Here is a 19,614-nt window from a genome sequence, read left to right as displayed (position 1 = left end):
GCCGGGACGAAAGTCAGTCCCCGGCAGCGAGATCACGCGACACCGCCCGTGCGGCGTCGAGCACCTGACCGACCAGCGCGGGCCGGTGCCGCAACTGGGCGTCACAGAGCCGGTCCACGGCGCCGGTGATGCCGATGGCGCCGACCACGAGCCCGCCGGGGGCCCGGATCGGCGCCGCGATTCCCGCCTCGCCCGTACGGAATTCCTCGGTGTCGCCCGCCCATCCGGCCTGCCGGACGCCGCCGAGCGCCCTGGCGAGCGCGGCGCGGTCGACCAGGGTGCGGTGCGTGAGCGGGGCCAGCTCGGCGCGGCGCGTCGTGGCGGCCAGGTCGGTGTCGTAGGCGAGCAGGACCTTGCCCAGCGCGGTGGCGTGCGGCGGCAGCAGTTCGCCGAGTTCGAGCGCCTGCTGGGTGTTGTCCGGGCGGAACACGTGATGCACGACGACCACCGCGCCGTCCATCGGCGCACCGATCCGCACCGACTCGCCCGTGCGCGCGGCGAGTGCGTCGGCCCAGTTGATCGCGCGGGAGCGCAACTCGTTCGCGTCGAGGTAGCTGGTGCCCAGGTGCAGCAGCGCCGCGCCCAGTTGGTACTTGCCGGTGGCCGGGTCCTGTTCGACGAAACCGACGCCGTGGAGGGTGCGCAGGATGCCGTGCGCGGTCGGCTTCGGCAGATCGAGCGCGCCCGCGATGTCGCCGACGCCGAGCCGCCCGGAACCACGGGCCAGCAGCCGCAGCACGGCCGCCGCCCGCTCGATCGATTGGATCGCACCCGGCATATCGGACAACCTACCCGCGTCGTGATTCGACAATGTCGAACGATTGGTAATACCTGGGCAACATCATCGAAACCCAGTGTGAGCTGCGCCATACATCCTCCTCGCGGGTCGGACGGTAACGGCGCCGCCTTCCGGCAACCAGTCGAGGCGTTCGACAATGTCGAACGGCAGCGGTATCCGGGTTCCACGTCCCGCCGTAATTTCCGTTTCACGCACGGTCGCGTCCGCGACCTGTGGGGCGAACGGAGGCTCAACGATGAACTTCGGCTCGATCTTCCTCAGCGAAGCACTCGGCACAGGCGTGCTGGTGCTGCTCGGGGTCGGTGTGGTCGCGAACGTATTGCTGGCGAAATCCAAAGGGTTGGACGGCGGCTGGCTGCTGATCAACGTGGGGTGGGGGTTCGCCGTCCTGGCGGGCGTCTACGTCGCCTACAAGACCGGCGGTCACCTGAATCCCGCGGTCACCGTCGGCATCCTGTTCAGCGGCGCCGATGAGTTCGCCCCCGGCATCGCGATCTCCGGATCGACGACGCTCGCCTACCTCGGCGGCCAATTCGCCGGCGCGTTCCTCGGCGCGACCGTCGCCTACGTGGCCTACAAGCGCCACTTCGACGCCGAGACCGACGAGGAGAAGAAGCTCGCGGTGTTCGCCACCGGCCCCGCGATTCGCGCCCTGCGCTGGAACTTCGTCACCGAGGTGATCGGCACGTTCACCCTCGTCCTGGTGATCCTCACCTTCGGTCACACTCCGAGCGGGCTCGGCCCGGCCGCCGCCGCGCTGCTGGTCGTCGGCATCGGCGCCTCGCTGGGCGGACCGACCGGATACGCCATCAACCCCGCCCGCGATCTCGGTCCGCGCATCGCGCACGCGCTGCTGCCGGTGAGCAAACCCGCCCACGCCGAAGCGGTCCTGGTCCCGGTCGGCGCGGGCGCCCCCGCACCGGCCGAATCGGCCGACACCGAATCGCGCGGCAAGGACTCCGACTGGGGTTACGCCTGGGTGCCGGTGTTCGGCCCGCTGTTGGGCGGCGCGCTGGCCGGACTCGCCGCGCAGTTGCTGTTCTGAATCCTTCTCTCGTCCAATAGTTTCCCGAAAGGACCGCGATGAGCCAGTACGTCGGCGCCATCGACCAGGGCACCACGAGCACCCGCTTCATGGTGTTCGACCACGGTGGCAACGAGGTCGCCCGCCACCAGCTCGAGCACGAGCAGATCCTGCCGCGCCCGGGCTGGGTGGAGCACAATCCCACCGAGATCTGGGAGCGCACCCGCGCGGTCATCCAGACCACGCTGACCAAGGCCGATCTCGTCGCGAGCGACCTGGCCGCGGTCGGTGTCACCAACCAGCGCGAGACCACGGTGGTGTGGAACCGCAAGACCGGGCGGCCGTACTGCAACGCGATCGTCTGGCAGGACACCCGCACCGATCGCATCGCCGCCGACCTGGAGCGGGCCGGGCACGGCGACATCATCCGGCGCAAGTCGGGCCTGCCGCCCGCCACCTACTTCTCCGGCGGCAAGCTGCGCTGGATCCTGGAAAACGTTCCCGGGGTGGCCGAGGACGCCGAACGCGGCGACGCGCTGTTCGGCACCACCGACACCTGGCTGCTGTGGCAGCTGACCGGCGGAGTCGACGGCGGCGTGCACGTCACCGACCCGACCAACGCCAGCCGCACCATGCTGATGGACCTGGAGACCCTGGACTGGGACGACGAACTGCTGTCGGTGTTCGGGGTGCCGCGGGCGATGCTGCCCAGGATCGCCCCCTCGGCGAACCCGGACCTGTTCGGCACCACCCGAGCCGACGGACCGTTCGGCGGCGCGGTCCCGCTGGCGGGCGTGCTCGGCGACCAGCAGGCCGCCACCGTGGGGCAGGTCTGCTTCCGTCCCGGCGAGGCGAAGAACACCTACGGCACCGGCAACTTCCTGTTGCTCAACACCGGCACCGAGATCGTCCGCTCGCAGCACGGCCTGCTGACCACGGTGGCCTATCAGTTGGGCGCGCAGAAGCCGGTGTACGCGCTGGAAGGCTCCATCGCGGTGACCGGCTCGGCGGTGCAGTGGCTGCGCGACCAGCTGGGCATCATCTCCGGTGCCGCGCAGAGCGAATCGCTGGCCCGCCAGGCCGAGGACAACGGCGGGGTGTACTTCGTGCCCGCGTTCTCCGGGTTGTTCGCGCCGTATTGGCGCTCGGACGCGCGGGGCGCGATCGTCGGCCTGTCCCGCTACAGCACCAACGCCCACCTCGCGCGGGCGACGCTGGAATCGATCTGCTACCAGACCCGCGACGTGGTCGAGGCGATGCAGGCCGACTCCGGCGTGCGGCTGGACGTGCTGCGGGTGGACGGCGGCGTCACCGCCAACGAGCTGTGCATGCAGTTGCAGGCCGACTTCCTCGGCGTGCCGGTGTCGCGTCCGGTGGTCGCCGAGACCACCGCGCTCGGCGCGGCGTACGCCGCGGGGCTCGCGGTCGGCTTCTGGAACGACACCGACGAGCTGGAACAGAACTGGAACGAAGCCAAGCGCTGGCATCCGACCTGGTCGGCGGAGCAGCGCGAGCGTGGCTACGGGCGCTGGAAGAAGGCCGTCGCCCGCACCCTCGACTGGATCGACGTCGACGAATGAGGGGCGACGCCGTCCTATCCGAATAACACCGAAACAAGGAGAGATACCGCTGTGTCCGCACGATTGGACGCCCAGTACCGCGCCGGCGCGGTGAACGCACTCGGCGACACCGAGATCGACGTACTCGTCATCGGCGGCGGCGTGGTCGGCGCGGGCGCCGCCCTCGACGCCGCCTCCCGCGGCCTGACCGTGACCCTGGTGGAGGCCAGGGACTTCGCGGCGGGCACTTCGAGCCGCTCCAGCAAACTGATCCACGGTGGCCTGCGCTACCTCGAGCAGCTGGACTTCTGGCTGGTGCGGGAGGCGCTGAAAGAACGAAGCCTGCTGCTGCACCGGCTGGCCCCGCACCTGGTGCGGCCCGTGTCGTTCCTGCTGCCCTTGCGGCATCGGGTCTGGGAGCGCGCCTACCTCGGCGCGGGCGTCGCCTTGTACGACACCATCGGCGGCGCCCGCGCGCTGCCGATGCACCGGCACCTGTCGCGCACCCGCGCGCTGGAGCTGGCGCCCGCGCTGCGCGAGGACGCGCTCACCGGAGCGATCCGGTACTTCGACGCGCAGGTCGACGACGCCAGGCACACAATGATGATCGCGCGTACCGCCGCCCAGCACGGCGCGACCGTGCTCACCCGCACCAAGGTGACGGCGCTGCTGCGCGACGGCGAACGCGTCGTCGGCGCGGAGGTCACCGACCTGGAAACCGGCCGGGTGCACACGGTCCGCGCGCGCCGGGTGATCAGCGCCACCGGGGTGTGGACCGACGAGATGAACCGGATGACCGGCGTGGAGTTCCCGTTCCATGTCCGGATGTCCAAGGGCGTGCACATCCTGGTGCCGCGCCATCGCCTGCATCTGGACACCGGCCTGATCATGCGCACCGAGAAGAGCGTGCTGTTCGTCATTCCGTGGCACGGTCACTGGATCATCGGCACCACCGACACGGACTGGTCGCTGAGCAAGGATCACCCGGCCGCCAGCGACGCCGACGTGCAGTATCTGCTCGACCACGTCAACCGGGTGCTGCGTGAGCCGATCACCCGCGACGACATCGTCGGGACCTACGCGGGGCTGCGCCCGCTGCTGTCCGGCGCGTCGGCCGACACCGCGACGCTCTCGCGAGAGCACGCGGTGGCCGAACCGGTCCCCGGGCTGTTCGTGATCGCGGGCGGCAAGTACACCACCTACCGGGTGATGGCCGCCGATGTCGTGGACGCGGCGGTGGCGGGCCTCGGCCGCGCGGTCGCCCCGTCGGTGACCGAACACCTGCCGATCCTCGGCGCGGTGGGCTACCAGGAACTCGCGGCCGACCTCGACAGCCTGGCGCAGCGGGCGGGCCTGCCGCGCGCGACGGTCGAGCGGCTGCTCGGCCGCTACGGCTCGGCGATCACCGACCTGTTCGACCTGATCGCCCGCGAACCCGAACTGGGCCGCCCGCTCACCGGCGCGCCGGAGTACCTGGGCGCGGAGGCGGTGTACGCGGTGACGCACGAGGGCGCGCTGCACCTGGACGACGTGCTCACCCGCCGCACCCGCGTCTCCATCGAAACCGCCGACCGCGGTCTCGCCGCCGCGCCCGAGGTGGCCTGGCTGATCGGCGCGCACCTCGGCTGGGACGCCGCGGCCACCGAGCGGGAGATCAGCCGCTACCGCGAGCGGGTGCGCGCCGAACTCGCCGCCAACCAGGCAGCCGACGACGAGGCCGCCAACGCGGCCAGGATGGTCGCCGTCGCGTGAGCGTGCGTGGCACGGTTTCCGCGCGACCGTGCCACGCCGTGCTCACCGATCCATTCCGCCGTGGCCGCGCGGGGTCGACTCGTCGGTCTCGAGCTGCTCACCGGCGGGGTGCTCGTCGGCGTGCGTCGGTTTGGTGTGCTCGTCGGCGAAATCCGCGTCCTGCTGCATCGACTCCGCCGTCTCCGGATCGATATTCGGTGTGCTCATAACCCGCGCGTACCCGCGCCGACGTGGCCGACACCGCTCGCTGTGCCACGCACGGGAACCGGCCTTGACCTCAACGGCGGTTGAGGATGGAGCATGGATCGCATGACTCGTCCAGTGGAAATGTGGAACACCGTCTACGACAACGACACCGCCCCCTGGGTGATCGGCGAGCCGCAACCGGCCATCGTCGCGCTGGAACGGGAGGGCGGTATCACCGGCCGTGTACTGGACCCGGGCTGCGGCGCGGGTGAGCACACGATCCTGCTGACCCGGCTGGGATACGACGTGCGCGGAATCGATATGTCGCCGAGCGCGGTGGCGTACGCGCGCGCCAACGCGGCCCGCCACGGTGTGCCGTCGGCCGTGTTCGAGGTGGCCGACGCGTTGGCCCTCGGCGACCGGCCGGACTTCGCCGGTGACCCGCCCGGCTCCGCCCCCGCGTTCGACACCGTCGTCGACAGCGCGCTGTTCCACGTCTTCGGAACCGACGACGAGGCGCGCGCCGCGTACGTTCGCAGTCTGCACGCGGTGTGCAAGCCGGGCGGCACGCTCCACGTCCTCGCGCTCTCGGATGTCGAGCCGGGCTTCGGCCCGCGCATCAGCGACACCTTGATCCGGGAGTCGTTCCGCGACGGCTGGACGGTGGAGGACCTGCGGCCGACCCGCTACCGGGGCCGGGTCACCGACGTGGTGGCCGATCAGGTGACGGGCCTGGAGATCTCGGAGTCCGGACAGGTCGACGCCGCCGCGTGGCTGGCTCGCATCCGCCGGGTGTGAGCCGTCCGGCTCACACCCCCTTGGGGGCTCTGCTGCCCATGAAACCGAACAGGTACCCCGCGACCCGCCGCATCTGGATCTCCTCGGCGCCCTCGGTGATCCGGTAGCGCCGGTGGTGCCGGTAGATGTGCTCGAACGGCTTGTGCCGGGAGTAGCCGAGGCCGCCGTGCACCTGCATGGCGCGGTCGGCGGCCTCGCAGCACAACCGGTTGGCCCAGTAGTTGCACATCGAGACCTGCTCGGAGACGGCGAAGGTGCCGTAGGTGTCCATCGACCACGCGGTCTTGTGGATCAGGGCGCGCAGCATCTCGCACTGGGTGTGCAGCTCAACCAAAGGGAACTGGATCGCCTGGTTGGTAGCCAGCGCCTTACCGAAGGGCTTGCGCTCTTTGGCGTAGGCCACCGACTGGTCTATACAGTACTGCGCCGCACCGAGGCTGGACGCGGCCTGGCGGATGCGGTTCTCGTTGAAGAAGTGCTGCACCACCGCCAAGCCGCGTCCCTCGCCGCCGAAGACCGCGGTGTCCGGTACCCGGACGCCGTTCAGCGCGACCCTGGCATGGTCGGTGGGCATGTTGAAGGTCCACAGGTACTCCTCGACCACGAACCCCGGTGCGTCGGTGGGCACCAGGAACGCCGTGATGCCCGCGGCGTCGCCGGGACCGCCCGAGGTGCGCGCGAAGATCAGGTCGGCGTCGGCGATGTGCACGCCGGTGTTCCAGGTCTTGCGCCCGGTGATCACCCAGGCGTCGCCGTCACGGACCGCCGAGGTCTCCATGTGCGTCGCGTCGGAGCCGTGCTCGGGCTCGGTGATGCCGAAGGCGAAGAACTTCGTTCCCGAGGCCAGCCCGTCCACCCACTGCGCCCGCTGCTCGGGTGTGCCGTACTCGAGCATGAGCAGCAGGCCGACATTGTTGGCGACGATGGCGTGCTCGTTCTGCAGATCGCAGTGCAATCCGAGGCCACGGCGGGCCAGGTGCTCGCGGATCACGGCCATGCCGAGGTTGGTGCCGTCCCGCCCGCCGTATTCCGCGGGGAACGCGTACCGCAGGTGCCCTGCGGCGTCGGCGCGCCTGCGGACCTCGGCCAGCAACTCCTCCCACTCGGCGTTCGGCAGGCCGCCGCGCTCCCAGTCGGTGCGGGCGTCCTCGCGCCGGTGGTCGAAGAAGCGGATGTTGTCGTCGGCCTGCTCCAGCGGGGTGATCTCCCGGTCGATGAAGGCGTCGAGTTCGGCCAGGTAATCGACCAGTTCCGCAGGTAGCTCGAAATCCATCGGCAGTCAGCCTTTCGCAGTGGGTCGGATCTGCATCAGCAGATCCCATTCGATTTCCGACACGCGGCGCCCGCTGGCGGCCATCACGATGTCGCGCACGCTGCCGTCCAGGTGGGCCGCGGCCTGCCCGGCCAGTCCGACGCCCCAGCCGAGCGTGCACATCGCCTTCCACCAGCGGAACCGGTCTTCGTCGAAGCTGCCGCCGCCGCGGTGGTATCCGCGCAGGAACGCCTCACGGCCCGCGAGGCCGCCGAACTCCCGGTCGTCCGCGCGGAAGCGCCACATGCGCAGCGCGGGCCAGGCCACGTCGCGCATCGGATCGCCCTGACGCTGCGCGCCCTCCCAGTCGAGCACGGCGCGCAGCCCGTCGGGACCGACGACGATATTGCCGTTGCGCAGGTCGGTGTGCAGCAGCGCGGTGCGGGGCGGCGCGGGCGGGCAGTGGCGTTCCAGCCAGCGCAGCGCCAAGGCGAACACCGGGCGGTCCGGCAGCAGTGCGCGCACCTGCGCAGCGGCCTCGACCAGCTGACGCTCGGGATCGGCCGCCGCTGCGGGCAGCCGCGCGGGCGCGGCGGCCGGATCGATCGCGTGCAGGCGGCCCATGGCCTCGCCCAACTGCTCGGCCACCCGTTCGCCGAGGCCCGAGGCCTCGGCCAGCCGTAACACCTTGCGCGGCACGGTCTCTCCATCGATGCGCTCGGAGACCACGAACGGGCCACCGACATAGCCTGCCTCGGTGCAGATCGCCACCACGGGCGGCACCGGGACGCCGTGGGTGCGCGCCAGTTCCCTGACCGCGGCCTCCACGTCCACCGGGACCAGCTCGATCGCGCCCGGCACGATGGTCGCGACCAGCCGTCGCGTCCCGCCGCCCAGATCGGCCTCGAAGGCGACATTGCGGCGGCGGGCGCCCGCGGACAGATATTCGACGTTCGTCACCGTCACCGACCGGTTCCCGGCCCCGAGGAACTCGGCCAAGCCGCGCGCCAGGTCGGCGCTCACTCGGCCGCCCACTCGTCGTACCCCGGCTTGGCGATCGCCAGATCGGCCCGCACGACGGAGACCAGCGCCGCCCAGAGCTGCTCGTCATCGCCCTCGGCCACGGCGGCGAGCAGCGCACGCTCCCGCTCGGCCGCGGCGGGACCGGATTCGATCTCCCTGCGCACGATCCTGGCGAGGTTGGCCCCCACCCGCGCCTTGTGCTGCAATCCCGCGGGCAGGGCGGGCAGCAGCGTCTCCTCGAGCAGCTCGGCGAGCGAGTCCAGCAACTCCGCTGCCGATGGGCGATTCTGCATTCGTTCCCCTCGGTCGACTCCGGCCCTCAGCATGGCACGCGTCCGCGCGGTCCCGATCGGTACTTTCGGCCGTCACGCGTGGCCGCGCAGTCGTAGAAGCCCGTTTCGCTGCCGGTCAGCGCCAGCGATAGTCGATCTCCATGCGGGGTGAACGTATGGCGGGTTGCGGTCGGGGGCCAGCGGTTCACCCGCCGAAACGTTTCCTTTGCGATGGCTGGGAATACGCCGTGAGTGAACTTCTGCTCGAGGTCGTGCCGGGGTCGGTCGGTAAACTGCGAGGGGGAAAGTGGGCGCGCGTGCGCCATTTGTCGCGCCGGGCGAGCACAGGGAGAATGCATGGCGACCAGTCCCGTCCGATCCGGCATCGTCGCGGGGTTGGCCCTGGTCATGGCGGTGCTCGTCGGGGCGTGCTCGTCCTCGCCGGGGCCGGGCGGCGCACCTGGTGCGGCGGGTTCCGCGCCCGCGCCGATCACCATCACGCCCGCTTCCGGCGCACGCGATGTCGATCCGCTGGCGCCGGTGCAGGTGAGCACCTCCGACGGCCAGCTCACCTCGGTGCGGATGACCAATGAGCAGGGCAAGGCCGTCGAGGGCATCATGACGCCGGACAAGACGGCGTGGAAGCCCACCGAGCCGCTCGGTTACGGCCGCACCTACACCGTGACCGCGGAGGGTTTGAGCATCACCGGCCGTACGGGCCCGACCACATCGACCTTCTCCACGCTGACCCCCAACAATCAGACGAAACTGTCACTGACCACCACGGGCGGCACGCCGCTGTCCGACGGCGGCACCTTCGGCGTCGGCACCGTCGTGGTGGCCCACTTCGACGAGAACATCCCCGACCGCGCCGCCGCCGAGAAACGCCTCTCGGTCACCACCGATCCGCCGGTGGAGGGCGCCTGGTACTGGCTGGACGACCGCAACGCGCATTGGCGTCCGAAGGAGTACTACGCCCCGGGCACCAAGGTCAGCGTGGCGGCGAACATCTACGGCCAGGAGCTGGGCGGCGGCCTCTACGGCCAAGAGGACACCAAGACCACGTTCACCATCGGCGCATCGCACATCTCGATCGCCGATGACAACACCAAACAGATCCAGGTCTTCGAGAACGGCAGGCTGATCCGCACCATGCCTACCTCGATGGGGATGGGCGGCAGCGAGGTCGTCGGGGGCAAGACGATCACGTTCTGGACCCAGCCCGGGATCTACACGGTCATGGACAAGGCCAATCCGGTGATCATGGATTCCTCCACCTACGGCCTGCCGATCAACTCGCGTCTCGGCTACAAGGAGGCCATCGGCTGGGCCACCCGGATCAGCACCGACGGCATCTACCTGCACCAGCTCGATTCCACCATCTGGGCCCAGGGAAACACCGACGTCTCGCACGGCTGTCTCAATCTCAGCGGGGAGAACGCCCAGTGGTTCTTCAATTTCGCCGTCCCGGGTGACGTGGTGGAGGTCCGCAACACCGGCGGCGCCCCGCTGGAGGTCTGGCAGAACGGTGACTGGGGCGTGCCCTGGGACCAGTGGGTGCGGGGCAGCGCGCTCCACTAGAGCCCGCACACCGGCCGGTCTTGCCGATGGCGGGAAGCTGCACTACATTCCTGCACTCGCGAGACCACCCGGTCTCCCCTCCCCGCGCGACGTACCCGCGACGGCACCGCGTGGGACCCGCGTTGACGATCGGAGCCGGCTCGATGGCGATGCTGCTGTACTACCTACTCCTACCGCTCTATCTGGCCGAATCTCTCGTCAACCTGCTGGATTGAGCTGGGGACCGATACAGCGCGATCGCCGCCGGGCCAGAGGCACGCAGACATACACCACTCACAGAGCCAGCTGAGCCGGGGAGCGCGTCGAACGTTCCGGCGGGCGATGTCAACCGGCTTGCTCGCCCCCCGGCGGCTGATGGAAGCCGGGCCCGGCCTTGGGTTCCACGTCGCGCGGGTCGATCGGTTCGCGGCAGTGGTCGCAGACCAGCATGGGTGAGGTCGAGTGGCCGCAGGTGCGATGTTCCAGGACGACCGGCCTGCCCTCCGGCCCGGCCAGGTGGTTGTCACCCCAGACCATCATCGCCGTGACGATCGGATACAGCTCGCGGCCCGCTGCGGTCAGGTGGTAATCGACCCGGCCGCCGCCGTGGTCGGTGCGAGTGAAGATTCCCGCGTCGATCAGCATGCGCAGGCGGCTGGTGAGCAGATTGCGGTTGGTGATGCCGATATTGCGGGCGAAATCGCTGAAACGGTGCACCCCGAAGAACGCCTCGGCGATGAGCAGGATGGTCCACCGGTCGCCGAGCAGTTCGACGACGCGGGTGACCGAATCGTCGACCGGACGCCGCAGTGTCATGGCGCCATCTTCGCATCTCGCTGCGGTATTGCTTTCCTACCGGCAGTATCGGAATAATACCGATCGAGACCGGTGCCCGCTCCGGGCCGGACAGCTGGGAGTGTCGATGACGACCACGAACCACCCGACCGACGACTACGTGCGTCTGCTCGACCCCGCGGTGCGGCCCGACCCGTATCCCGTCTTCGCACGGCTGCGCGAGACCGCCGCGTTCCGGATCGGCACGGCTCCGGTGGTCGTGCTGACCCGCTACGCCGACTGCGCCGCCGTGCTGCGCGATCCGCGCGCGAGCGTCGACCGGTCGCTGGCCCGGTTGCAGCTCGGCTCCATGCCGATCTACGACGGCACCCGGGAAAACGGTGCGGCGCGGGCGAAACCGTCGTTCCTGTTCCTGGATCCGCCCGACCACACTCGCCTGCGCCGCCTGGTGTCCAAGGCGTTCACCCCGCGCGTCGTGCGGAGCCTCGAGCCGAGGATCACCGAGATCGTCGACGACCTGCTCGATCAGCGCGCCGGCGCGGGCAGCCTCGACGCCGTCGATCACTTCGCCTATCCGCTGCCGGTGACCGTCATCTGCGAACTGCTCGGCGTCCCGCTGGCGGACGAAGCGCGGCTCAGCGCCTGGTCCGCGCTGCTGTCGCGCACGCTCGACCCCACTTCGCGCGCGGCCGCCCAGTTCCGCGCCGACCCGGCGGAGATCCAGCGCGCGGGCACCGATTTGTACGCCTATTTCGAAGAACTCATCGACCGCCGCCGCCACACCCCCGGCCCCGATCTGCTGTCCGAACTCATCGCCGCCGAAGACGCCGGAGACGCGCTCACCCATGCGGAACTGATCTCGACCTGCGCATTGCTGCTGGTCGCCGGGCACGAGACGACGGTCAACCTGATCGCCAACGCCACCCTCGCCCTGCTGCGCAGGCCGGACGAACTCGCCGCCCTGCGCGCGGACCCGGACCGGGCGCAGGGCGTCGTCGAGGAGACGCTGCGCTTCGACCCGCCGGTCCAGTTGATCCCGCGCATCGCGGCCGACGACCTGACCGTCGGCGGCACGGACATCCAGCGCGGTGACCTGGTGGTGCTGCTGATCGCCGCCGCGCACCGCGACCCGGCGATGTTCGGCGACCCCGACCGATTCGATCCGGCGCGGGAGAACCGTCACCTGGCCTTCGGCCTCGGGGCCCACTTCTGCCTCGGCGCTCCCCTGGCCCGCCTGGAGGCGCGAGTGGCGTTGACCCGGTTCGCGCAACGCGTCGAATCACCCCGGCCGACGGTCGATCCGCCACCGTATCGGGAGCACGTCAACCTGCGCGGGCCCGCGCACCTGCCCGTCGAATTCGCCGCGATCGCTCCCCGGTAGCTCAGCCGTCGTAGGAGACGTGCGGCGTCCAGCCCTCGGCGGGGCGGATGGCCGCCGCGTACAGCGCCTCCGCTACCCGGTCCCTGGTGAACGCTCCCTCGCCGAGAACGCCGTTGACCTGCACCGCGACCGCTCGGATCCCGTCGGGCGCGAGGGTGGCGTCCAGACTGGCGACCAGGTTGCGCACCGCCGCCTTCTGCACACCGAGCGAGGCGGCTCGGTGCCAGGGCTTGTCCGCGGCCGCGCTGCCGGTGACCAGCACGCGGGCGCCCTCGGACAGAAAAGGACGCGCCGCTTGCACGGCCGGCAGCAGCGCCCCCGCGCCCACGGTGACGTCCTCGATCAGCTCGGCGACCGTCAGTTGCAACGGATCGGCCTCCCGGAAAACGCTGGGGTTGAAGTGCAACACGTCGATGCGGCCGTGCCGCTCGCCCACTCCCGCGACGACGCGGGCCACGTCGGCGGGGTCGCGCAAATCCACGCCGACGCCTTCGGCTTCGAACCCTTCCTCGCGCAACCGCGCCGCCAGCGGTTCGGCCTCTTCGGGTAACCGGCAGGCCAGCACCGTCGTGAAGCCGTCGGCGGCGAACAGGCGGGCGACCGACAGCCCGACGCCTGGACCGGCGCCGAGCGCCAGCAGCACGGTCATCGTTGTCCGCCTCGGGTCCGGGACCCGATACCGGCCTGGCGCGGCGTTCGACCTGGGGCGCGCCGCGGCCGATCACCCACCGGGCCGGTCGCCACCGACGTGTCCGATCGGCCAGCTGGGAACTCGTTCGCGCGCAGGCGGCTCGCACCGATCATTCGACGACGGCCTTGATCCGCTCGAGGGTCTCGCGCATGCCCTCGACGTTGGTCTTGCCGCGCGCCCAACCGGCCAACAGCCAATACAGTCGCAGCACCGGATTGCTGTGCAGCTGGAACGATTCGGTGACCTCGGTGCCGCCGTCCACCGGCCGGAAAACGTAGCGCCAGGTGTTGATCGGCATGCCCCGCGGTCCGAGCACGGTGAACGCGAACTCCCGGCCGGGCTCGCAGGCGTCGATACGGCACACCGTCGCGTACTTCAGTCCCCAGCCGTTGCGGTTGACATGACCGCGGAACTTCACCCCGACCGCGGGGCCGGTCGCGCCGCCGAGCCACTCCGCGGCGAACGTCTCGGGACTGAACCGCCCGGTGTTCTCGATGTCGCTGACCAGTTCCCAGATCTTGTCCGCCGGGGCGGCCATCCGGACCGTGACGCTGTCGTGCATGCGCCGAACGCTAGCAGGCGGTGCGCCCGCCGCTTGCGGCCGCGACCGCACCGCCGCCAAGCGGTACGCCCAGCCGTCCACGTCCGCCAGCCGCTGGTCCGGCCGCAGCACCCAGCAGGCGGCGAGCAGATCATGACCGAAGTGCGCCAGGGCCGCGTGCTGCGGCCAGTGTTCGCGGGTCCACTCCGGGTCGTCGGTCGCCGAGTCGATGCCGCTGCGCACCACGCCGACCAGCTCGAATTGCAGGTGCTGGACCAGCACCCACGCCGCCGCGTCCATCGGCTCACGGCGCAGCCGGTCGAGCAGCGCGCGGGCGGCGGCGCGCACCCGGTGTTCCAACCAATGGAAGGTGCGCCGGTGTCCGTGGGGCGCGACCCCGCGCAGCGCGAGCACGGCGACGGCGACACCGAGCAGCGTCTCCCAGAGCCGATCCCGGATCACGGGTCCGATCGGCCCGCCCGTCGTGGCGACTCCGCCCGCGATCAGGGCGACCGGCGTGATGAAGACGACGGCCAGCGCGTAGTTGCGCGGCACGAACAGCTCGATGCAGAACTGCAGCGCGGCGACCAGCGCGATCAGCGCGTATCCGGTCGGCCCGAGCTGGTAGATCAGCGCGAAGAGTCCGAGACCGGCGATGGTGCCGACGAACCGGTGGATGGCCCGCACCTGCCCGCGCACCCGATCGGGCCCGGTCTGCAACACGATGAGGGCGCTGAGCACCGCCCAGTGCGGCCGATCCAGACCCAGCAGCGCGCTCAGGCAGCCCGCGCCCAGGCAGCCGGCGGCGACACGCATCGCGCTGATCGCCGCGTGCGAGGAGAACGACAGGGAACGCTGGAGCCGGAAGCCGATGCCGGGCCGTGCGAACGAGACCAGGGGGTCGACCAGCAGATCGTCGGTGTCGTCGTCGGGCGCGTGCCCGGCGAGGTCGCGCCGCGCCTGCTGCAAGGTGGCGAGCAACTCGGCTTCCCTCGGGTCCGAAGGCAGGCCCGCGTCGTAGACAGCGGCCCACGCGTCGGCCATCGCGGCGCCCGCCCGGTGGCGCAGATCGATGGCGGGGGTTCCCGCCTCTCGCGCCGCGACATAGGCCTCGACCGCCCGGACCGCCGTGCCGACCGCCACGCGTTCGGGTTTGCGGTGGTCCCGCAGCACCCCGGCCATCGAGACGACGATCGACGCGACGACACCGCAAGCCGTGCAGAACAGCAGTGTCGCCACCGCGGTCCCGGCCTCCGCGGCTTTCATCGCACCCGCGCAGACCAGCGCGAAGAACAACGCCCCGGGCGGGCCGAGCCGCAACGCGTCGATGACGAACACGGCCACGACCGCGATCGCCGACACCATGGCGACCATGAGCAGGGACGAGCCGAAGCCCGCGTCCAGCAGGCCGCCGATCGCCGCACCGGAGCCGACCGCGGCCAGCAGCGCCGCACCCGCGGCGAGGACGACCCTGCCGCGCACTCGGAACGGCCGTCCCTCCCCGTAGAGCACGGCGAAGGCGCCGAACATGACGAACACCGCCACATCCGGATGACCGGCGCCGGTGATGATCGCGGCGGGTACGGCGAACGCCAGCGCGGCGCGCGATGCCACGCTCCACCGCCGGCCCGCGGGCGGCAAGGCGAACAGCAGCGAGCCGACTCGGCCTTTCGGTGGCACCGGATCCGGGTATGTCGCGGCCACCTGCTGTCCTTTCCGTTCTGGACGAACCACCTGAAGCACACACTAGATTCGGGGCATGACCGCCGATGCTCATCTTCCGCTACCCCCGCGCGTCCACGCCTTCGGCGACGACGCGCTCGGTGATCACGACGCCGTCGCCTTGGCCGCGCTGGTGCGCGACGGCGCGGTCTCGCCGCGCGAACTCGCCGCCGCCGCGGTGGCGCGCGCCGAACAGGTGGAACAGCTGGCGGCCGTCGCCTACCGGAGTTACGCGCAACCGCTGCTGCCCGCCGAGCGGAGCGGCGCCTTCTACGGCGTGCCCAGTTTCGTGAAGGACAACACGGACGTGGCCGGCATGCCGACCAATCAGGGCACGGCCGCGTTCCGCGCGCGGCCGGCCCGTGCGCACAGCGGCTACACCCGGCAGTTCCTCAGCACCGGCCTCACCGTGCTCGGCAAGAGCGCCATGCCCGAGTTCGGCTTCAACGCCAGCAGCGAGACCCCGCACCTCGCGCCAACGCGCAATCCCTGGCACACCGGCCATTCGGTGGGCGGCTCGTCGGGTGGGGCGGCGGCGCTGGTGGCAGCGGGTGTCGTCCCGATCGCGCACGGCAACGACGGCGGCGGTTCGATCCGGATCCCGGCGGCGTGCGCGGGTCTGGTCGGTTTGAAGCCGACGCGGGGGGCGGCACGTGGTGTCCGGGCTGGCGCGCACGCTGCCGGTCGACATCGTCAGTGAAGGTGTACTGACCAGGACGGTGCGCGACACGGCGGCGTACGCCGCAGCGGCCGAGAACTATTGGCGCAATCCCGCGCTCCGGCCGATCGGACACGTGGATGGTCCCCCGACCCGACGCATGCGGGTGGCGCTGGTGCTCGACAACCTCGCGGGGCCGCTGGCCGCAGGGCCTACCCGAACGGCTGTCGAAGACGTCGCACGCACACTCGAATCCAGCGGTCATTCGGTGGAGCCCGTGCCGCTGCCGTTCGACGCCACCATCGAGAGCGCCTTTCTGCACTACTGGGGCCTGCTCGCGGCCGCGATCACCACCACGGGCCGGTTCCTCGACCGCCGGTTCGACGCGCGTCGCGTGGACGACCTGACCGTCGGCCTGCGCGCTCTGTTCCTGCGCCGGGCTCTGCACGCGCCGCTGACGCTCTACCGCCTCCGCGCGGCGGCTGCCACCTATGAACAGGCGCTCGGACCCTACGACGCGGTTCTGCTGCCCACGCTCGGGCACACCACACCCGAACTGGGCTATCTCAGCCCGACCGTGCCGTTCGACGAACTCATCGAGCGGTTGCGCGCCTACGTCTGCTTCACCCCGATCAACAACATCACCGGAACACCGGCCATCACGGTTCCCGCGGGCCTCACCGACGCCGGGCTGCCCATCGGCGTGCAGTTCGCCGCCACCCGTGGCAACGAGCGCACCCTGCTGGAGCTGGCCTACCTGATCGAAGCCGAGCGGCCGTTTCCCCGTCTGGATCGCTGAGCCATTCCACCCGCGCGGGACACCCAAGCGCGGGGCCACTTCACCCGAGCGCGGGGCCTTGTTCCTCCGAGCGCGGGGCCCGTTCCTCCGAGCGCGGGGCCCGTTCCCCCGAGCGCCGGGCCCGTTCCCCGAGCGCGGGGCGGGATCGCCCGAGCACGGGCCGGATCGCCCGCCCCTCGAGGGGACTCCGGACTCCCTCAGCTCTTCTGGCGCCCAGAGGCGTCGTGCTCGTGGCGCGCCGGTAGGTCAAGGCGCGACGGCGTTCGCCTCCGACGACGGACGGTCGCGATGCACCGGCCCGTGGGCGTCGTCGCAGTGGTCTTCCAGCACCGGCAGCAGGCGATGCGCGTCCACCTCGGCCGAGGCGGCGACGGCGTGGGAGTGGTCGACCTGCAAGGTGGTGTGGGTGATGCCGTAGTCGTGGTCGAGCAGGTGCTCGATCCGCTGGCGCAGGCCGTGGCAGTCGGCGCCCGGCCGGACGAGCACGTGCGCCGACAGCGCGATGTCACCGGAGGTGATCTGCCAGACGTGCAGATCGTGCACCTCGTCGACGCCATCGATGTCCACCAGGCCGCGCCCGAGCGCGTCGGGATCGACGCCGGCGGGCGCCGCCTCCAGGAAGATCCGGCCGGATTCGCGCACCAGCCCGAGCCCCGCCTTGACCATCAGCGCGACGACGATCAGCGTGGCGATCGCGTCGGCCCTGGCGAAGCCGGTGGTCAGCACGACGAGACCGGCCACCGCGGTGGCGATGAACCCGTACAGGTCGTTGAGCACGTGCTGGAAGGCGCCCTCCACGTTCAGGCTGGAGCGATTGGCCTTGCTGATCGCCCAGGTGGCCGCGATGTTGACCACCACACCGGCCAGCGCGGTCGCCAGCACGAGTCCGCCGGTGACTTCGGGCGGCTCCAGCAGCCTGCGCACGGCCTCATAGGTGAGCCAGCCCGCCAGCACGAGCAGCGTGACGCCGTTGGCCTGTGCCGAGAGGATCTCGGCGCGCTTGTAGCCGTAGGTGTACTTGCCGTTCGCCGGACGCGCCGCCAGCCGGATCGCGATGAGCGCGAGGACAATGGAGGCGGCGTCGGTGAGCATGTGCGCCGCGTCCGACAGCAGGGCCAGCGAGTTGGCCAGCAGGCCGATCACGACCTCGACCGACATGAAGCCGACGATGAGGGCGAGCGCGATGGTCAGCCAACGGCGATCGGCCTGACCGGAGAGCCCGTGCCCGTGCGCGTGACCGTGTTCGTGTCCCATCGACCAACCCTTCCAGCACCTGATATATGCGCATATCTGCATCTGTTGTGGGTAGCTTAACCCACCCCGAGCGGTGCGCGACAGGGCAGCGGAGTGAACTGGATCACGTCGCATACGCCTTCGGCGTGCTATCAGCCGAACAGGGCGTGCACCGCCGCGTAAGCCGCCACGGTGGCGATCAACCCCGCCGACACACCGGCGACCACGTTGGTCACCGCGTAGAAGTACGCGCCCCGCTCGGCCAGCCGCACGGTTTCGTAGCTGAAGGTGCTGTAAGTGGTCAGCGCTCCACAGAAACCGGTGCCGAGCAACGCGAACAGCGGCGAGGACAACGCCGATCCCGCGCCGCTGAGAGCGCCGAGCACGAGACAGCCGATCAGGTTGACCGCGAAGGTTCCCCACGGAAACAGGCTGTCGCGACGATCCTGCACCGCGCGATCGATGAGATACCGCAGCGGTGCGCCGATCGCGCCGCCGACCAAGACCAGCACAACCGTCATCGAGCCGCCTTCCGCGCGCGTCGCAGGCGTTCGTATCCCGCCCTGGTAAGCCCCATGGCGACGAGTGTCGCCGACAGGGCGCAGATCAGCGTGCCCGCGAGATAACCGGCCGCGACGACGAGCGTGTCCGGCCGCAGCAGTGCGCGGATCTCGTTGGCGTAGGTGGAGAAGGTCGTGAACCCGCCCAGGACGCCGACGCCGAGAAAAGGACGCAGCCACCGATGGGCGGCCCAGATCTCGGTCACCGCGACCATGAGCACTCCGATCGCGAAGCAGCCCGCGACATTGGTGACGAAGGTGGCGAGCGGAAAGTGCCCGGGGTGAGCGGGCAAACCCTGAGCGATGCCGTAGCGAGCGAGCGCGCCGAGCGCACCGCCGAACGCGACGACGACCGACACCGGCCCGTGCGCACGCCAGAAGTCCCGCCGCCGGGCGCGGCCACGCGCGCGATCGGCGACGCCGGTCGGTTCCTCGATCAGTTCACCCGCCACGCAGATCTCTTACCCGACTGCCCGCGCCGCCGCCACCGCCGGTCACCCCGCCGCCGCGCTCACCGGCGCTCGGCCTCTCCGTCGCCGTCGTGTGCGACGAGCACCGAGCAGCCGACATGACGTGCGGCCTTCTCCGCGGTGCTGCCGATGAACCGCCCCCAGATGCCCGAGTGCCCGCTGCGCCCGAGCACCAGCAGGTCGGCGCCGTGATCGGCGGCGGCCGTCGCCAGTTCGCGCGCCGCTTGGCCCGCGCGGATCTCGGCCTGCACCGCGATGCCGCGCTGTTGCGCGGTCTCGGCGGCCGCGGCCAGCCAACGGCGGCAGGTCAGCTCGCCGATCGAGCGTTCGTCCTCGATCTCGCCGACCACCGGCCCGTAGTGCGGCAGGTATTCCTCCACCGCGACGACCGTGAGCGCCGCGCGGTGCACCGTCGCCAGCTCGAGCGCCATCGTCAAGGCGGTCCTGGCGCCGGGTGAATCGTCGTAACCCACCACGATCCGCTGGAACACCTCTTCATTGTGAGCCCTCGGCCGAGCCGGAGCCAGCTTTCCGGCAAC

20 protein-coding genes and 1 pseudogene are annotated in these 19,614 nt (G+C 70.7%); 8 read left to right on the top strand and 13 right to left on the bottom strand.

What is annotated here, in order from left to right:
* Positions 1-13: 13 nt before the first annotated feature.
* Positions 14-778: an IclR family transcriptional regulator gene (locus tag ACH49X_RS13460; protein WP_195077397.1), complete on the bottom strand. Its 765-nt coding sequence runs from the start codon at positions 776-778 to the stop codon at positions 14-16.
* A gap of 256 nt (positions 779-1,034) precedes the next feature.
* Here ACH49X_RS13460 and ACH49X_RS13455 point away from each other — a divergent pair, with 256 nt between their 5' ends.
* Genes ACH49X_RS13455 through glpD form a run of 3 tightly spaced genes read left to right on the top strand, consistent with a single transcriptional unit; the run spans position 1,035 to position 5,134 of the window.
* Positions 1,035-1,844, top strand: coding sequence for an MIP/aquaporin family protein (locus ACH49X_RS13455; RefSeq protein ID WP_195077396.1), 810 nt, complete (start codon positions 1,035-1,037; stop codon positions 1,842-1,844).
* Between the two features lie 38 nt (positions 1,845-1,882).
* Entirely contained in the window at positions 1,883-3,403 is a 1,521-nt protein-coding gene (gene glpK, locus ACH49X_RS13450; RefSeq protein WP_195077395.1) for a glycerol kinase GlpK, read from the top strand.
* A gap of 51 nt (positions 3,404-3,454) precedes the next feature.
* Positions 3,455-5,134 (top strand): glycerol-3-phosphate dehydrogenase, encoded by a 1,680-nt coding sequence (gene glpD / locus ACH49X_RS13445; RefSeq protein ID WP_195077394.1) that lies wholly within the window; start codon positions 3,455-3,457, stop codon positions 5,132-5,134.
* A gap of 42 nt (positions 5,135-5,176) precedes the next feature.
* Here the strand turns inward: glpD and ACH49X_RS13440 are convergent, their stop codons facing one another.
* On the bottom strand, positions 5,177-5,341 hold the full coding sequence (locus ACH49X_RS13440) for a hypothetical protein (protein ID WP_169810691.1): 165 nt from the start codon (positions 5,339-5,341) through the stop codon (positions 5,177-5,179).
* A 102-nt stretch (positions 5,342-5,443) separates the two neighbouring features.
* Here ACH49X_RS13440 and ACH49X_RS13435 point away from each other — a divergent pair, with 102 nt between their 5' ends.
* Entirely contained in the window at positions 5,444-6,118 is a 675-nt protein-coding gene (locus tag ACH49X_RS13435; RefSeq protein WP_323123943.1) for a class I SAM-dependent methyltransferase, read from the top strand.
* A gap of 10 nt (positions 6,119-6,128) precedes the next feature.
* Here ACH49X_RS13435 and ACH49X_RS13430 read toward each other — a convergent pair whose 3' ends face one another.
* Genes ACH49X_RS13430 through ACH49X_RS13420 form a run of 3 tightly spaced genes read right to left on the bottom strand, consistent with a single transcriptional unit; the run spans position 6,129 to position 8,686 of the window.
* Positions 6,129-7,391 carry an acyl-CoA dehydrogenase family protein gene (locus tag ACH49X_RS13430; protein ID WP_195077392.1) on the bottom strand — a complete coding sequence of 421 codons (1,263 nt, stop codon included), beginning with the start codon at positions 7,389-7,391 and terminating at the stop codon, positions 6,129-6,131.
* 6 nt (positions 7,392-7,397) lie between these two features.
* Positions 7,398-8,393, bottom strand: coding sequence for a phosphotransferase family protein (locus ACH49X_RS13425; RefSeq protein ID WP_195077391.1), 996 nt, complete (start codon positions 8,391-8,393; stop codon positions 7,398-7,400).
* Positions 8,390-8,686, bottom strand: a complete 297-nt coding sequence (locus ACH49X_RS13420; protein ID WP_195077390.1) for a DUF6285 domain-containing protein — start codon at positions 8,684-8,686, stop codon at positions 8,390-8,392. The genes ACH49X_RS13425 and ACH49X_RS13420 overlap by 4 nt, the downstream gene beginning before the upstream one ends.
* A gap of 336 nt (positions 8,687-9,022) precedes the next feature.
* Between ACH49X_RS13420 and ACH49X_RS13415 the strand changes: the two genes are divergently transcribed.
* The gene (locus tag ACH49X_RS13415; protein ID WP_195077389.1) at positions 9,023-10,246 is read left to right on the top strand and encodes an Ig-like domain-containing protein; all 1,224 of its coding nucleotides are present in this window, start codon (positions 9,023-9,025) and stop codon (positions 10,244-10,246) included.
* A gap of 324 nt (positions 10,247-10,570) precedes the next feature.
* Here ACH49X_RS13415 and ACH49X_RS13410 read toward each other — a convergent pair whose 3' ends face one another.
* A complete protein-coding gene (locus tag ACH49X_RS13410; protein ID WP_195077388.1) occupies positions 10,571-11,041 on the bottom strand; it encodes a helix-turn-helix domain-containing protein in 471 nt (156 codons plus the stop codon).
* 106 nt (positions 11,042-11,147) lie between these two features.
* Between ACH49X_RS13410 and ACH49X_RS13405 the strand changes: the two genes are divergently transcribed.
* Positions 11,148-12,401, top strand: coding sequence for a cytochrome P450 (locus ACH49X_RS13405; protein ID WP_357104250.1), 1,254 nt, complete (start codon positions 11,148-11,150; stop codon positions 12,399-12,401).
* 1 nt (position 12,402) lies between these two features.
* On the opposite strand, the gene ACH49X_RS13400 is transcribed toward ACH49X_RS13405, so the two are convergent.
* The 3 genes and pseudogenes from ACH49X_RS13400 to ACH49X_RS13390 form a co-directional block, all read right to left on the bottom strand.
* Complete coding sequence (locus ACH49X_RS13400; RefSeq protein WP_357204890.1) at positions 12,403-13,050, bottom strand: SDR family oxidoreductase; 648 nt, start codon at positions 13,048-13,050, stop codon at positions 12,403-12,405.
* 151 nt (positions 13,051-13,201) lie between these two features.
* Complete coding sequence (locus ACH49X_RS13395) at positions 13,202-13,654, bottom strand: SRPBCC family protein (RefSeq protein ID WP_084486269.1); 453 nt, start codon at positions 13,652-13,654, stop codon at positions 13,202-13,204.
* 399 nt (positions 13,655-14,053) lie between these two features.
* Positions 14,054-14,449: pseudogene (locus tag ACH49X_RS13390) on the bottom strand (FUSC family protein); the annotation flags it as partial.
* A 943-nt stretch (positions 14,450-15,392) separates the two neighbouring features.
* Between ACH49X_RS13390 and ACH49X_RS13385 the strand changes: the two are divergent.
* Positions 15,393-16,055 (top strand): amidase family protein, encoded by a 663-nt coding sequence (locus ACH49X_RS13385; protein ID WP_357204888.1) that lies wholly within the window; start codon positions 15,393-15,395, stop codon positions 16,053-16,055.
* The gene (locus ACH49X_RS13380) at positions 16,009-16,812 is read left to right on the top strand and encodes an amidase family protein (RefSeq protein WP_357204885.1); all 804 of its coding nucleotides are present in this window, start codon (positions 16,009-16,011) and stop codon (positions 16,810-16,812) included. Before ACH49X_RS13385 ends, ACH49X_RS13380 begins: the two co-directional genes overlap by 47 nt.
* 246 nt (positions 16,813-17,058) lie before the next feature.
* Here the strand turns inward: ACH49X_RS13380 and ACH49X_RS13375 are convergent, their stop codons facing one another.
* The 4 genes from ACH49X_RS13375 to ACH49X_RS13360 all read right to left on the bottom strand — a co-directional run bounded on the left by ACH49X_RS13375 (position 17,059) and on the right by ACH49X_RS13360 (position 19,566).
* On the bottom strand, positions 17,059-18,066 hold the full coding sequence (locus tag ACH49X_RS13375; RefSeq protein WP_323123944.1) for a cation diffusion facilitator family transporter: 1,008 nt from the start codon (positions 18,064-18,066) through the stop codon (positions 17,059-17,061).
* 131 nt (positions 18,067-18,197) lie between these two features.
* On the bottom strand, positions 18,198-18,566 hold the full coding sequence (gene crcB / locus ACH49X_RS13370; RefSeq protein ID WP_195077383.1) for a fluoride efflux transporter CrcB: 369 nt from the start codon (positions 18,564-18,566) through the stop codon (positions 18,198-18,200).
* Positions 18,563-19,057: a CrcB family protein gene (locus tag ACH49X_RS13365; RefSeq protein WP_323123945.1), complete on the bottom strand. Its 495-nt coding sequence runs from the start codon at positions 19,055-19,057 to the stop codon at positions 18,563-18,565. Before ACH49X_RS13365 ends, crcB begins: the two co-directional genes overlap by 4 nt.
* 59 nt (positions 19,058-19,116) lie before the next feature.
* Positions 19,117-19,566: a universal stress protein gene (locus ACH49X_RS13360; protein ID WP_357104238.1), complete on the bottom strand. Its 450-nt coding sequence runs from the start codon at positions 19,564-19,566 to the stop codon at positions 19,117-19,119.
* Between the last annotated feature and the right edge of the window lie 48 nt (positions 19,567-19,614).

This window comes from Nocardia sp. NPDC019323 (assembly GCF_044389845.1).
Classification (GTDB): Bacteria; Actinomycetota; Actinomycetes; order Mycobacteriales; family Mycobacteriaceae; genus Nocardia; species Nocardia implantans.
This window is presented reverse-complemented; position numbering and strand designations above follow the sequence as displayed.

Excerpts from the sequence above, each read along its gene's own strand:
- ACH49X_RS13460 (WP_195077397.1), bottom strand. The coding sequence starts at position 778 with ATGCCGGGTGCGATCCAATCGATCGAGCGGGCGGCGGCCGTGCTGCGG.
- ACH49X_RS13455 (WP_195077396.1), top strand. The coding sequence starts at position 1,035 with ATGAACTTCGGCTCGATCTTCCTCAGCGAAGCACTCGGCACAGGCGTG.
- glpK (WP_195077395.1), top strand. The coding sequence starts at position 1,883 with ATGAGCCAGTACGTCGGCGCCATCGACCAGGGCACCACGAGCACCCGC.
- ACH49X_RS13440 (WP_169810691.1), bottom strand. The coding sequence starts at position 5,341 with ATGAGCACACCGAATATCGATCCGGAGACGGCGGAGTCGATGCAGCAG.
- ACH49X_RS13435 (WP_323123943.1), top strand. The coding sequence starts at position 5,444 with ATGACTCGTCCAGTGGAAATGTGGAACACCGTCTACGACAACGACACC.
- ACH49X_RS13430 (WP_195077392.1), bottom strand. The coding sequence starts at position 7,391 with ATGGATTTCGAGCTACCTGCGGAACTGGTCGATTACCTGGCCGAACTC.
- ACH49X_RS13420 (WP_195077390.1), bottom strand. The coding sequence starts at position 8,686 with ATGCAGAATCGCCCATCGGCAGCGGAGTTGCTGGACTCGCTCGCCGAG.
- ACH49X_RS13415 (WP_195077389.1), top strand. The coding sequence starts at position 9,023 with ATGGCGACCAGTCCCGTCCGATCCGGCATCGTCGCGGGGTTGGCCCTG.
- ACH49X_RS13410 (WP_195077388.1), bottom strand. The coding sequence starts at position 11,041 with ATGACACTGCGGCGTCCGGTCGACGATTCGGTCACCCGCGTCGTCGAA.
- ACH49X_RS13405 (WP_357104250.1), top strand. The coding sequence starts at position 11,148 with ATGACGACCACGAACCACCCGACCGACGACTACGTGCGTCTGCTCGAC.
- ACH49X_RS13400 (WP_357204890.1), bottom strand. The coding sequence starts at position 13,050 with ATGACCGTGCTGCTGGCGCTCGGCGCCGGTCCAGGCGTCGGGCTGTCG.
- ACH49X_RS13395 (WP_084486269.1), bottom strand. The coding sequence starts at position 13,654 with ATGCACGACAGCGTCACGGTCCGGATGGCCGCCCCGGCGGACAAGATC.
- ACH49X_RS13385 (WP_357204888.1), top strand. The coding sequence starts at position 15,393 with ATGACCGCCGATGCTCATCTTCCGCTACCCCCGCGCGTCCACGCCTTC.
- ACH49X_RS13375 (WP_323123944.1), bottom strand. The coding sequence starts at position 18,066 with ATGGGACACGAACACGGTCACGCGCACGGGCACGGGCTCTCCGGTCAG.
- crcB (WP_195077383.1), bottom strand. The coding sequence starts at position 18,566 with ATGACGGTTGTGCTGGTCTTGGTCGGCGGCGCGATCGGCGCACCGCTG.